The organism is Rathayibacter sp. AY1C1, assembly GCF_002932105.1.
Lineage (GTDB): Bacteria > Actinomycetota > Actinomycetes > Actinomycetales > Microbacteriaceae > Rathayibacter.
The window spans coordinates 96667-109917 of record NZ_PSWH01000002.1; the positions used below are offsets into that span (position 1 = coordinate 96667).

Here is a 13251-nt window from a genome sequence, read left to right on the forward strand (position 1 = left end):
CGAGACCCCGTCCCGGTCCGCGAGGCGTCGAGGAAGGCGCACCGGAGCGGCATCTCGCGGAGAGGGACCGGGCGGGGTCAGCCGGCGGCGGCGGCCAGGCCCAGCTCGGCGGAGCGGGCCAGGAGGGGATGCCGCGGCACGACGCGGACGGTGTAGCCGAAGGATCCGCTGCGGTCGAGGGTGACCACTCCGGCGTAGGGCACGCGCCCGACCGCGTCGGCCGGCACCACGGCACCCGACTCCTCGACCACCTCGAGCTCGTGGTGGCGGACCTCGGTGAGCGAGCCGTCAGCGGACGTCGTCCCGTACACGACCTCGACCGAGACGTCCGCCGGCGAGAGCTCGCCCAGGCGCACGCCCGCCCGCACGGCGAGCCGGTCCCCGCGCTGGGGCACCGCGTCGATCCCGCCGGATTCGACGGACGCGACCGCGACTCCGGCCCAGCCGGCGCGGACCCGCCGCTTCCAGCTCGCCAGCTCCTTGGCCGGCTCGAAGTGATCGGCGGCGACGGCGCGCCCGGCCTCGGCGGCCGGCGAGTAGAGCGCCTCGACGTACTGGCGCACCATCCGCTCGGCGGAGAGCTCGGGCGAGAGGGTCGCGAGGGTGTGCCGGATCGACCGCACCCACCGCCGGGGCACGCCGTCGTGGTCACGCTCGTAGTAGCGCGGCACGACCTCGGTCTCGAGCAGCTCGTAGAGCGCCTCGGCCTCGAGCGTGTCGCGGGCCTCCGGGTCGAGCGCGCGGTCGGAGGAGGGGATCGCCCAGCCGTTCTCGCCGTCGAAGTACTCGTTCCACCAGCCGTCGAGGATCGAGAGGTTGAGCGAGCCGTTGAGCGCCGCCTTCATCCCCGAGGTGCCGCACGCCTCGAGCGGGCGCAGCGGGTTGTTGAGCCAGACGTCGGTGCCCGGGTAGAGCAGCTGCGCCATCGCGATGTCGTAGTCCGGCAGGAAGACGATCCTGCGGCGCACGTCCGGCTCCTGCGCGAAGCGGACGAGCCGCTGGATCAGGCGCTTCCCCTCCTCGTCGGCCGGGTGGGACTTGCCCGCGATGACGATCTGGATCGGGTGCTGCGGGTGGGTGAGCAGCGCCCGCAGACGCTCGGGGTCGTGGAGCATCAGGGTCAGCCGCTTGTAGGTCGGCACCCGCCGTGCGAAGCCGATGGTGAGCACGTCCGGGTCCAGCAGCTCGTCGAGCCAGGCCGGCGGGAGGCCGCCCGGGTTCTGCTCGCGCCAGGAGCGGGCGGCCCGGCGGCGGGCGTCCTGTACCAGCTGCTCCCGCATCGCGCGGCGCGCGGCCCACAGCTCGGTGTCGCCGAGCGCGCCCGAGGCCCAGTCGGCCCGCGTCGTGTCGTCGGTGCCGAGCCGCTCCTCCGCGAGCCGCCGGAGGATCGGATCGGTCCAGGTGGCCGCGTGGACGCCGTTCGTCACCGAGCCGATCGGCACCTCCGCCGTCTCGAAGCCGGGCCAGAGGCTCGAGAACATCGATCGGCTGACCTCGCCGTGCAGCGTCGAGACGCCGTTGGAGCGCTGCGCGAGCCGCAGGCCCATGTACGCCATGTTGAACGCCGTCCCGGAGTCCCCCGGCTCGGCGCCCAGCGCGAGCACGTCCTCGACCTGCACGCCCGGGAGCAGCTCCGTGGAGAAGTACTCCTCGATCATCCCGCGGTCGAAGCGGTCGATGCCCGCCGGCACCGGAGTGTGCGTGGTGAAGACCGTGCTCGCCCGCACCACCTGAAGAGCCTGGTCGAAGTCCAGGCCCGCGCCGATCAGGCCGGAGATGCGCTCGAGCCCCTGGAAGCCGGCGTGCCCCTCGTTGGTGTGGAACACCTCCGGGAGGACGCCGCCCGAGACCTCGGCCCAGAGCTCGAGCGCGCGGACCCCGCCGATGCCCAGCAGCAGCTCCTGCAGCAGGCGGTGCTCGCCCCCGCCGCCGTAGAGGCGGTCGGTGACGGAGCGGAGCGAGTCCTCGTTCTCGGGGATGTCGGTGTCGAGCAGGAGGAGGGTCACCCGGCCGACCTCCGCGCGCCAGACCCGGGCGTAGAGCGCGCGTCCCTCGGGGAGCGCCAGCACGATGCGGGCGGGCGAGCCGTCGGCGAGACGGACGACGCGCAGCGGCAGCCCGTCGGGATCGAGCGAGGGGTAGGACTCGAGCTGCCAGCCGTCGGCGGAGAGCTTCTGCGAGAAGTAGCCCGACCGGTAGAAGAGGCCCACGCCGGTGAGCGGCACGCCCAGGTCCGAGGAGGCCTTCAGGTGGTCGCCCGCGAGGATGCCGAGTCCGCCGGAGTACTGGGGCAGCGCCGCCGCGATGCCGAACTCCGGCGAGAAGTAGGCGATCGAGCGCGGGGCGGACTCCGGCAGCGACTGGTACCACCGCGGCTCGGTGCGGTAGCGCTCCAGCTCGTCGCGGAGGCGCCACGCCTCGTCGACGAAGCCCTGGTCCCCCGCCAGCTCGGTGAGGCGCTCGGGGCTCACTGCTCCGAGCAGAGCGGTGGGGTCCGCTCCCCCGCGCCGCCACAGCTCCGGATCGACCCGCTCGAACAAGCGCCGGGCGGGCTCGTGCCAGGCCCAGCGGAGATTGCCCGCCAGATCGCCCAGAGCCGAGAGCTCGGGCGGGAGGACGGAGCGGACGATGAAGCGGCGGATCGCCTTCACGGCACCCCTCGACTCTCTGCGGACCCCGGAGCGCCCGGTCGCGGAGCACCGGGGCGGTCGCGCTCGGTCACCCTAGCGGACCCCGACCACCGCGGATCGGCGGGACGCGGACCCGCCGCCACCCTCCGGCACGCGCTCCCCGGGTCCGTTTGCACAGGCCCGAGCGCGGGCGCAACCGTCGTGTGCGAGCCGCCGCCGGTCGCTACTGTCGTGACGTGGCTCAGATACCTTTCGGCAAGGCTCAGAACGGCAAGGACGCACGGCGAGCGGGTCGCGGACGCGCACCCCAGGAGGCGTCGGCGCCTCCCGAGACGGCCGCTCCGGCGCCCGCCGCCGCCCCCGAGGCGACTCCTGCTCCCCCCGCGGCCGACAGTGCACCGGCCGCCCCGGTGACCGCGGACGCACCCCACGCGTCGCCGGCGACCGCGACGACCGGGAGCGGCTACCGCGTCCGGGCCGAGCGCCTGCCGATCATCGACCCGCAGCCGCGGCTCGAGGACGACCGCTGGCCCGCGAAGGCGTTCGTCGGCGAGGTCGTCCCCTTCGCTGCCACGGCCTTCCGCGAGGGGCACGACCTCATCGGCGTCGACCTCCTGCTGCGCTCGCCGTCCGGGGCCGAGTCGGAGCACCGCATGTCGCTCCTCGCGACCGGCACCGACCGCTACGGGCGCCTCGTGGCCCTCGACGAGGAGGGCGATTGGAGCTACCGCATCCGCGCCTACGCCGACGACTGGGCGACCTGGCTCCACACGGCCGAGGTCAAGATCCCGGCCGGCCTGGACATCGACGTCACCTTCGCCATCGGCGAGGGCCTGCTGCGCAGCGGCGCCGACGACTCCTCGCGGCCCGAGGGCGAGCGCAGCCTGCTCTCCGACACCGCCGCCCGCGTCGGCGACACCACGCTGAGCGCCGAGGAGCGCCTCGCCGCGGCGACCGATCCCGCCGTCCACGGCGCGCTCGACGCCCGCCCGGTGATGAGCCTCACCAGCGTCTCGGAGCCGCGCACCATCCACGTCGAGCGCACCCGCGCCGGCGTCGGCGCCTGGTACGAGTTCTTCCCCCGCTCCGAGGGCGCCGTGCGCCACGAGGACGGGACCGTGACCAGCGGATCCTTCCGCACCGCGATCGACCGCCTCCCCGCTGTGGCCGCGATGGGCTTCGACGTGCTCTACCTGCCGCCGATCCACCCCATCGGCCGCTCCTTCCGCAAGGGCCCGAACAACACGCTCGACGCCGGCGAGAACGACCCCGGCTCGCCGTGGGCGATCGGCTCGGCCGAGGGCGGCCACGACGCGATCCACCCGGACCTCGGCACCGAGGACGACTTCCGCGCCTTCCACGCCGCGGTCGAGGCCGCGGGCCTCGAGCTCGCCCTCGACTTCGCCCTGCAGGCCTCGCCCGACCATCCCTGGGTCACCAGCCACCCCGAGTGGTTCACGACGCTCCCCGACGGCTCGATCGCCTACGCCGAGAACCCGCCGAAGAAGTACCAGGACATCTACCCGATCAACTTCGACAACGACCCCGAGGGCATCCGTCAGGAGTCGCTGCGGGTCCTGCGGCACTGGATCGACCTGGGCGTGCGGATCTTCCGCGTCGACAACCCCCACACGAAGCCGCTCGACTTCTGGGAGTGGATCATCCACGAGGTCAACGCCGAGCACCCCGAGGTCGTCTTCCTCGCGGAGGCGTTCACCCGCCCCGCGATCATGCGCGCGCTCGGCAAGGTCGGCTTCCAGCAGTCGTACTCGTACTTCACCTGGCGCAACACCAAGGAGGAGCTCGGCGAGTTCTTCACGAGCATCTCCCACGAGACGGCCGACTACATGCGGCCGAACCTCTTCGTGAACACTCCGGACATCCTCACCGAGTACCTCCAGTACGGCGGCCGCTCGGCGTACAAGGTGCGGGCGGCCCTGGCCGCGACCGCGTCGCCGCTGTGGGGGGTTTACGCCGGCTACGAGCTGGTCGAGAACGTCGCTCGCCCCGGCGCCGAGGAGAACATCGACAACGAGAAGTACGAGTACAAGACGCGCGACTGGGCCGGCGCGGAGGAGTCGGGCCGCTCGCTGGCGCCGTACATCACGCGCCTCAACGAGATCCGGCGCTCGCACCCCGCGCTCGGGCAGCTGCGGAACCTGCACGTGCACGGCAGCGACGACGACGCGATCCTCGTCTACTCCAAGCACCTGCAGGCCGCGTTCACGGGCACCGGGACCGACGACACGATCATCGTCGTCGTCAACACCGACCCGCACTCGGCCCGCGAGACCACGGTCCACCTCGACCTGCCCGCGATCGGGCTCGACTGGAGCGCGACCTTCGAGGTCGAGGACCTGATCACCGGCGCCGTCTGGACCTGGGGCAGCGACGACTACGTGCGGCTCGACTCGTTCGTCGAGCCCGTGCACATCCTGAGCGTGAAGGCGGACGAGCGATGAGCGGAACCACCCCCGAGGGCACGAGCCCGGCCGAGGAGGCGGGCCTCAGCGCGCACGCCGAGACGGTCCCCACGACGGGCACCAGCTCGGCGACCACCTCCGGCCACGGCGCGCACGTCGCCGACGCGGCACCCGACGCACGACAGCACCCCGGAGCGGACGGCGAGAACGCGCGCAGCTACGCGGTCGAGACGGTCCCGGAGGCGCCTCAGCCGGTCGCGGGCGACGACGCCGTGACCGTCGAGCGCGACGCCGACGACGCGGAGTCCGCTCCGGTCGGCAGCGGGGCCGAGGGCGACGTGCCCGACGACACGGACGCCGCCGATTCCGTCGCAGCCGACAGCGCCGCTCCCGTCGAGACGACCGCGGACCCCGCATCCGCTTCGGGCCCCGTCGACGGCACCGCTGCGATCGCGCTGCCCGACATCCCGGAGTGGGTGCTGCAGCAGCTCGCCACCGGCAGCAACGCGCTCCCCCACGACGTCCTGGGCCAGCACCTCGTCGCGGCCCCCGGCGTCTCCGACCCGGTGACGGTCGTCCGCGTGCGCCGCCCGCTCGCCGAGAAGGTCGCCGTGGTGCTCGCCACCGGCGCCCGCGTCGAGCTGAGCCACCTCAGCGACGGGATCTGGCAGGGCTTCCACGTCCTCGGTCCGCAGGCGTACACCGTCGAGGCCCGCTACGGCGGCGGCGGCGAATGGACCGCGGAGGACCCCTACCGCTTCTCGAAGACGGTCGGTGACTTCGACCTCTACCTCATCGGCGAGGGCCGCCACGAGCGCCTCTGGGAGGCGCTCGGCGCCCGTCACCGCGAGCACGAGGGGGTCTGGGGCACGAGCTTCGCCGTCTGGGCCCCGCACGCCCAGGCCGCTCGGGTCGTCGGCGACTTCAACGACTGGAACGGCGAGGGCCACTCCCTCCGCAACCTCGGGACGACCGGGGTCTGGGAGATCTTCGTCCCGGGCGTCGAGCCCGGAGCCTCCTACAAGTTCGACCTGCTCTCGCGCGACGGCCACTGGGTACGCAAGGCCGACCCGATGGCCCGCGCCACGGAGGTGCCGCCTGCGACCGCCTCGAAGGTCCCCGTCTCGCACCACCAGTGGGGCGACTCCGGCTGGATGGAGAAGCGAGCCTCGGTCGATCCGCACACGCAGCCGCTCAGCGTCTACGAGATGCACCTCGGCTCCTGGCGTCCGGGACTGGGCTACCGCGACCTCGCGGACCCGCTGATCGAGTACGTCACCGAGCTCGGCTTCACGCACGTGGAGTTCATGCCGCTCGCCGAGCACCCGTTCGGCGGCTCCTGGGGCTACCAGGTCACCGGCTACTACGCCGCCTCGAGCCGCTTCGGCACGGCCGACGACCTCAAGTACCTGATCGACCGTCTGCACCAGGCCGGCATCGGCGTCATCGTCGACTGGGTGCCCGGGCACTTCCCCAAGGACGACTTCGCCCTCGCCCGCTTCGACGGCGAGCCGCTCTACGAGCACCCGGACTGGCGCCGCGGTGAGCAGATGGACTGGGGCACCTACGTCTTCGACTTCGGGCACACCCAGGTGCGCAACTTCCTCGTCGCGAACGCCCTGTTCTGGCTCGAGGAGTTCCACGTCGACGCCCTGCGAGTGGACGCCGTCGCCTCGATGCTCTACCTCGACTACTCCCGCAAGGAGGGCGAGTGGCTGCCGAACCAGTACGGCGGACGCGAGCACCTCGAGGCGATCAGCTTCCTCCAGGAGGTCAACGCCACGGCCTACAAGCTGCACCCCGGCATCATGATGATCGCCGAGGAGTCGACGAGCTGGCCCGGCGTCACCCAGCCCACCAGCTCCGGCGGCCTCGGCTTCGGGCTCAAGTGGAACATGGGCTGGATGCACGACTCGCTCGACTACATGGCGAACGACCCGCTCTGGCGCCAGTACCACCTGGGCGAGATCACCTTCTCGTTCGTCTACGCCTTCAGCGAGAAGTTCGTCCTGCCGATCAGCCACGACGAGGTCGTGCACGGCAAGGGCTCGCTGATCCAGAAGATGCCGGGCGACCACTGGCAGCAGCTCGCGAACGTGCGCGCCTACCTCGCCTTCATGTGGGCCCATCCCGGCAAGCAGCTGCTCTTCATGGGCCAGGAGTTCGGCCAGTACTCCGAGTGGAGCGAGGAGCGGGGCCTGGACTGGTGGATCCTCGATCAGCCGAGCCACCGCGGTCTCTGGAGCCTCGTCGGTCAGCTGAATCGCGTGTACCGCGACTCGCCGTCGCTCTGGGAGCTCGACCACGAGCAGTCGGGCTTCGAGTGGATCGACGGCGGCGCGGCGGCGGCCAACGTCGTCTCGTTCCTGCGCAAGGACAGCGAGGGTCGCCCGATCGCCGTCATCGCCAACTTCTCGGGCTCGCCCGTGCACGGCTACCGCGTGAGCCTGCCCACGGCCGGCCGCTGGGAGGAGCTCGTCAACACGGACGCCGAGATCTACGGCGGCAGCGGAGTCGGGAACTTCGGAGCGGTCGAGGCTCGCGAGGAGCCGTGGGCCGGCCGCCCGGCTTCCGCCGAGCTGGTCCTGCCCCCGCTGGCCGTGCTCTACCTGCGACCCGCCGACTGATCGGTCCCCGCACGGAAGAGGCCGCCCGCCGCGACGATCGTCGCGAGCGGGCGGCCTCTCGGCGTTCCGGCCGGCGTCAGTAGAGGAGGCCGGTGAGCCGGGCCCGAGCCTTGGTGACGCGCGGGTCGGTCTGGCCGACGATCTCGAAGAGCTCCAGGAGACGAGCGCGGACGGCGGCCTTCCCCTCGGCGTCGAGGCGCGGGAACATCGAGAGCAGTCGGTCGAAGGCGTCCTCGACGTGGCCACCCGAGACGTCCAGGTCGGCGACGGCGAGCTGCGCGTCGAGGTTCGACGGCTCGGCCGCGGCGGTCGAGCGGATGTCGTCGAGCGTGCGGCCCTGGAGGCGGGCCAGCAGCCGCACCTGGGCGAGACCGGCGACGGCGAGGTCGTCGCGCGGGTTCTGCGCGATGGCGGTCTCGTACTCGGTGATCGCCGCGGCGTAGTCGCCCCGGTCGATCGCGTCGTAGGCCTCCTGGTGGTGCGGCGGCAGCGGCTCCGGCTCGGGCTCCGCGCCCTCGGCGGGAGCGGCTCCCTCCACCGGCACCGTGCCCGTCACACCGTTCTGAGCCGCGAGCTGGAGGACCTGCTCGAGCAGGTCGCGCAGCTGCTCCTCGGCGACGAGGCCGCTGAACAGGGGCACCGGGCGGCCGCCGATGATCGCGGCGACCGTCGGCACGGACTGCACCTGGAACGCCTGCGCCAGCTGCGGGCTCGACTCCACATCGACCCCGACGAGCACGAACGCGCCGGCGTACGAGACGACGACCTTCTCGAGCAGCGCGGTCATGCTCTGGCTCTGGTCCGACCAGGAGCCGCGCAGGTCGACGATCACCGGCACGCGCGACGAGAGCTGGACCACCTGGTCGAACTCGGCGTCGCCGGCGGTCAGCAGCAGCGGATTCGCGCCGGGCGCGCCTCCGGGAGCGGCGGGCGCGGCCGGGGCGCCGGCGGAGGCGGCGGGCGGGGTGCGGCGGTTCACCAGCGACGAGAGGTCGACGGCGCCGCGGAGGTTTCCGGGCAGGGGCGGGACGGTGCTCACGGCAGCTGCACCACCGAGACGAGTCCCTGGCTCCATCCGAGCATCACGATCTTCTCCTCCGATCCGACGGGCGGTACGTAGAACAGCAGTTGGTATCCGTAGGTGGTCTCGATGCCGGTCGTCGACTTGTCCGTGCCCAGCAGGGTCTGCGAGGCGCCGGAGGTCGAGACGGTCGAGCCCTCGGCAGTGGGGCGGACGGTCGACGTCTCGGCGATGCTCGCCGCGACGAGGGCCCCCGAGTCGTTCGTCGCGAGCGCGATCGTCGGCGACGTGCCGGCGGCGTTCGAGAACTCGATCGAGGCGGTGTCCGGCAGCGCCTCGCGGTCGGCGTTCTTCTTGTCGACGCCGACCTGCCCCCGGAGGGTGTCGCCGTCGGCCGCGAAGAGCTCGGCGTACTGGCTCGAGTCGCCGTTGGCGAGCACGTCCGCGTACGCGGAGCCGACGGTCTGCGGGGCGAGCTTCATCAGGCGCGAGTCGGGCGCCACGATCGACGTGCCGACGGTGACGGGCGCGACGTCGGGGATGCGCGCGTTGGCCTCGAGCGAGATGGCGTAGTCGACCTTGTAGTCGACGCGCGGGCTCGCCTGGCTCATCATCAGCGCGATCGGGGCCTGGGTGGTGTCCGTCGAGTTCTGCACGACGGCGGTGACCAGGCGCGGCCACGACTCCGTGTCCTGCGGGAGCACCAGGCTCACCGGGGAGGCCGGGATCGTCTGCGGGGGGTCGATGGTCCCGCCCTTGGCGACGACGTCGTAGTTGGTGGTGCGCTCGGTGAGCGCCTCGCCCTGGAAGCGCTCGGCCAGGATCCCGGCGTCCCGGGCGGCGTCGGCGCGCGACGCGACATCGGCGACCTCGGCGACGACGGCCTCCGCCTGCTGCGTGGTGACCACGGGGGTCGGCTCGGCCGAGACCGGCTCTGCCCCCGCGGTCGCCGTGGCGGACGCGGTCGGCGCCTCGCTCGCGCCCGCGGCGAGATCAGGCCAGTAGTCGGAGCTGCAGCCGGAGAGGAGGACCGTCGTCCCGAGGACGACGGGCAGCACCAGGGCGGCCCGGCGGCGCGAGGGCGCCGGCGACGCCGTGGAGGCCTGGATCCCGGCACGCGGCCGGGGGCGGCGGGCACCGCGGGGGATCCGGCCCTGCGGTCCCTTCCGGCGCGGGCCGTGCTGGCGGCGCAGGTGGACGAAGGCCCAGATGTAGAGGACGAGGCCGAGGAGGAGGAACACGGCTCCTCCGAGCAGCAGCGGGCCGGCGAGGGGCGTCGCGGTGTCCACGGGCCAGCTGACGCGCACGGAGTCGGCTGCCGGCGCGGTGCCGTCGCTCGCGATGAGGATGGAGACGTCCTCCGGCACGTCGAGCGCCAGGGTCACGCTGCCGCTCCCCTCGAACTCCTCGAGCCAGAGGTCGGAGCCGCGCGGATCGACGACCGCCGCGTCGGCGGTCTCGACGTCGGAGGAGAGCTGGACGCGCTCCCCCGTCTCCTCCGCGGAGGTGAGGGAGTCGTCGGCGCGCTCGTAGCCGATGGCGTCGTAGCTCGAGCCGCCCACCCAGCCCAGCACGTCGGAGGTCCGGGCGTAGGCGACGACGAGGTCGCCGCTGCCCTCGACCGTGATCGTCTGGCGTCCCGGGTTGGCGCCCAGGGTGCTGCCGTCGATCACCGCGTAGGGAGCGGAGGAGTCGAGCGCGGTCTCGGCGGTGAGGGACTCCGGAGGAGCCCAGACCGTCCGCTGACCGATGCCGAGCACGATCATCGCGGCAGCGATGACGGTGGCGATGATGGCGAAGACGAACCGCACGAAAGAACTCCTCCTGCGTTGCCGGATCGGGGTGACGGCCGGGGCCGGCTCGGGGTACGCAGCCGGACCGGGGCGCGACGGCAACAGACAAAGACAGTCCACGATAGCCGATGCCCTCGCTCCGATGCCCGGGAGAAGCCGAGAGTGCGGCCCGGGCGGCGCGCGGTGCGGGTGTCGCCCCGGCCGCGGCCTCCGCGCTGAATACACTTTCCGAGTGCCGCGAGCCCCACCGCGGTCCTGCTCTGAAGGAGACGACGTGGCGAACGACGAGGCCGAATTCACCCAGGTGTTCCGTGGCTACGACCGGGACGAGGTCGACAAGGCCGTCCAGGGCCTGCGCCGCGAGCTCATCCACTCGAACACCCAGGCGGCCGAGAGCGGCCGCGAGGTGAAGCGCCTGTCCTCCCGGATCGAGGGCCTCGAGAAGGAGCTGCAGCAGGTCGGCACTCCCACCTACGCCGGCCTGGGCGCCAAGCTCGAGCACACCCTGCGCGTGGCCGAGGAGCAGTCCGAGCGGATCATCGCCCAGGCCGAGAACGACGCCTCCGCCCTCCGCCGATCCACCCGCGACGACGGCGACCGCATCCTCCAGGAGGCGCGCGACGAGGCCGAGCGCCTGGTGACCGAGGCGCGCCGCCGTGCGGACCGGACCCGCGACGATTCCGAGGCGCAGGCCGCGGCGACGCTCGGCAAGGCCGCCGACGACCGCGACGTGATGACGCAGGACGCCGTCCGCGAGGCCGCCGCGATCCGCGGCACCGTGGCGACCGAGGCCGCCGAGACCCGCGCCACCGCGAAGCGCGAGGCCGCCGCGATCCGCTCCGAGGCCGAGCGCGAGGCTGCGGAGATGCGCGCCGTCGCCGCCCGCGAGATCGAGGTCGCCCGCGCCGAGGCCGCCCGCCTCGCCCAGGCCAACGAGCTCCTGCGGGCCGAGGTCGCCTCCGAGGTCGACCGGCTCCGGGCGGCCGTCGAGGCCGAGGTCGCCCAGGCGCGCGCGGCGGTCGAGGCCGAGGTGCTCTCGACCCGCGCCGCGCTCGACGCCGAGGTCGCCGCCGCCCGCGCCGAGGGCGCCCGCGAGATCGCCGACCAGCGCACCCGGCTCACCCAGGAGCGCGCCGAGGCCGTCGCCGTGCTCGACGCCGAGCTGGCGGGCCTGCGTGCCGCGTCCGCCGACGAGGCCGCTGCGCTCTCGCGCGAGGTCGAGCAGGCCCGGATCGACCTGGTGGTCGAGCTCGCCGCGCGCCGCGAGGAGGCCGACCGCGACGACCTGCTCCGCCACCAGGAGGCCGTCGCGCAGACCCAGCGCTACCTCGACGAGTCGAACCTGCAGCTCGCCGACGCCATCCGACGCGCGAACGACAAGCGCCTCGAGGCGGACGCCCTCCGCAGCGACGCCCTCGACGACACGACGCGACTGCGCCGGAAGGCCCAGGACGACTCCGACGCCCTCCTCGACGACGCGCGCGACCAGGCGCAGAAGCTCGTCGCGGACGCGGAGCGCCGCAGCCGCGAGCTGATGGACACCGCCGAGCGGCGCCTCGACGAGATCCGCACCGAGCGCGACGCGATCGCCGGCTACGTGTCGGGACTGCGCGGGCTCATCGGCCACATCGACGGACTCGCGGACGACAGCGACGGCGACGACTCCGACGGCAGCGGCTCCGACGGCGGCTCGTCCAGCCGCTAGGCGGTCGCTGGGCGGGCGGGCTCAGCCGAGCTCGCCCGCCCACTCCGTCGGCAGCGGGGACGAGGCGGGCGCGACCACGCGCACGATCTCGTCGAGGACGCGCCGGGTCTGCGCCTCGCCGACCCAGAGGTGCTTCCCGCCCTCCACGGCGACGAGGTCCAGCTGCGGCACGCTCGCGAAGCGCTCGGCGGCCGCCTCCGGCCGCAGGTAGTCGTCGAACTCCGGGACGAGCGCCACGAGCGGTCGGCCGTCCTCGCCCCAGGCGGCGACCTCCTCCGCGCTCGTGCGGTGCAGCGGCGGCGAGAGCAGGATCGCTCCCTCGACGGGGTGCTCCCTCCCCCACTTCAGCGCGAGCTCGGTGCCGAAGGACCAGCCGACCAGCCAGGGGTGCGGCAGTCCGCGCTCCGCGACGAGCGCCAGGGCTGCGGCGACGTCGGCGCGCTCCTCGGTGCCGTGTCCGAACGTGCCCTCGCTCGTGCCGCGCGGCGACGCAGTGCCGCGGGTGTTGAAGCGGAGGACCGCCAGATCGGCGAGCGCGGGCAGGCGGGCGGCGGCCTTCCGCAGGATGTGCGAATCCATGAAGCCGCCGTGGGTGGGCAGCGGATGCAGGGTGACCAGGGTCGCGACCGGCTCGTGCTCCAGGGGCAGCGCGAGCTCCCCGACAAGGGTCAGCCCGTCGGCGGTGTGCAGCTCGACGTCCTCGCGGCGGGCGGGGAGGACGACGCCTCCGCGGATCTCGTGGGTCATCGTGCTCCTCGGATTCTCCAGCAGTGCGTGTGCCAGTGACGGCGGCCGGCCAGGTCGGCCGCGTCGCCGAGCGCGCCGTCGGCCCGCCAGGTGACCAGGTGCGGCTGGCCGATGTCGATGGTGAGCCCGCAGCCCGGGCAGAGGTAGTTCTTCACGGCCCGCGCTGCGGAGACGGGCTGGACGTTCCACTCCCGGCCGGCGTGGGTCTCGGTGCGCCGGAATCCGGCGAGCATCTGCGACAGGTCGCGCTGCTCGTCGTCGTCGTCACGGCGGCCGCCCCGGGGTCTGTTGCTGCGCGGCATCCC

The 13251-nt window shown here is 73.3% G+C and carries 8 protein-coding genes; 3 read left to right on the forward strand and 5 right to left on the reverse strand.

What is annotated here, in order from left to right:
• Window positions 1-77 precede the first annotated feature (77 nt).
• On the reverse strand, window positions 78-2651 hold the full coding sequence (gene glgP / locus C5C71_RS01665) for an alpha-glucan family phosphorylase (protein WP_104337007.1): 2574 nt from the start codon (window positions 2649-2651) through the stop codon (window positions 78-80).
• Between the two features lie 470 nt (window positions 2652-3121).
• On the opposite strand from glgP, the gene C5C71_RS01670 reads away from it, so the two are divergent.
• Window positions 3122-5092, forward strand: coding sequence for an alpha-1,4-glucan--maltose-1-phosphate maltosyltransferase (locus C5C71_RS01670; protein ID WP_258063673.1), 1971 nt, complete (start codon window positions 3122-3124; stop codon window positions 5090-5092).
• On the forward strand, window positions 5089-7680 hold the full coding sequence (gene glgB, locus C5C71_RS01675) for a 1,4-alpha-glucan branching protein GlgB (protein ID WP_104337008.1): 2592 nt from the start codon (window positions 5089-5091) through the stop codon (window positions 7678-7680). The genes C5C71_RS01670 and glgB overlap by 4 nt, the downstream gene beginning before the upstream one ends.
• 76 nt (window positions 7681-7756) lie before the next feature.
• Here the strand turns inward: glgB and C5C71_RS01680 are convergent, their stop codons facing one another.
• Together C5C71_RS01680 and C5C71_RS01685 are read right to left on the reverse strand one after the other, a co-directional pair.
• Window positions 7757-8719: a tetratricopeptide repeat protein gene (locus tag C5C71_RS01680; protein ID WP_104337009.1), complete on the reverse strand. Its 963-nt coding sequence runs from the start codon at window positions 8717-8719 to the stop codon at window positions 7757-7759.
• Complete coding sequence (locus tag C5C71_RS01685) at window positions 8716-10512, reverse strand: hypothetical protein (RefSeq protein ID WP_104337010.1); 1797 nt, start codon at window positions 10510-10512, stop codon at window positions 8716-8718. Before C5C71_RS01685 ends, C5C71_RS01680 begins: the two co-directional genes overlap by 4 nt.
• Window positions 10513-10768: 256 nt before the next feature.
• Between C5C71_RS01685 and C5C71_RS01690 the strand changes: the two genes are divergently transcribed.
• Window positions 10769-12199 (forward strand): DivIVA domain-containing protein, encoded by a 1431-nt coding sequence (locus C5C71_RS01690; RefSeq protein WP_104337011.1) that lies wholly within the window; start codon window positions 10769-10771, stop codon window positions 12197-12199.
• Window positions 12200-12220: 21 nt separating this feature from the next.
• Here C5C71_RS01690 and C5C71_RS01695 read toward each other — a convergent pair whose 3' ends face one another.
• Both C5C71_RS01695 and C5C71_RS01700 read right to left on the reverse strand, forming a co-directional pair.
• Complete coding sequence (locus C5C71_RS01695) at window positions 12221-12946, reverse strand: alpha/beta hydrolase (protein ID WP_104337012.1); 726 nt, start codon at window positions 12944-12946, stop codon at window positions 12221-12223.
• On the reverse strand, window positions 12943-13248 hold the full coding sequence (locus C5C71_RS01700) for a hypothetical protein (protein WP_181065621.1): 306 nt from the start codon (window positions 13246-13248) through the stop codon (window positions 12943-12945). Before C5C71_RS01700 ends, C5C71_RS01695 begins: the two co-directional genes overlap by 4 nt.
• Between the last annotated feature and the right edge of the window lie 3 nt (window positions 13249-13251).

What these genes read in the sequence shown, in the direction of transcription:
- C5C71_RS01700 (WP_181065621.1), bottom strand. Translation starts at nt 13,248, where the DNA reads ATGCCGCGCAGCAACAGACCCCGGGGCGGCCGCCGTGACGACGACGAC.
- C5C71_RS01695 (WP_104337012.1), bottom strand. Translation starts at nt 12,946, where the DNA reads ATGACCCACGAGATCCGCGGAGGCGTCGTCCTCCCCGCCCGCCGCGAG.
- glgB (WP_104337008.1), top strand. Translation starts at nt 5,089, where the DNA reads ATGAGCGGAACCACCCCCGAGGGCACGAGCCCGGCCGAGGAGGCGGGC.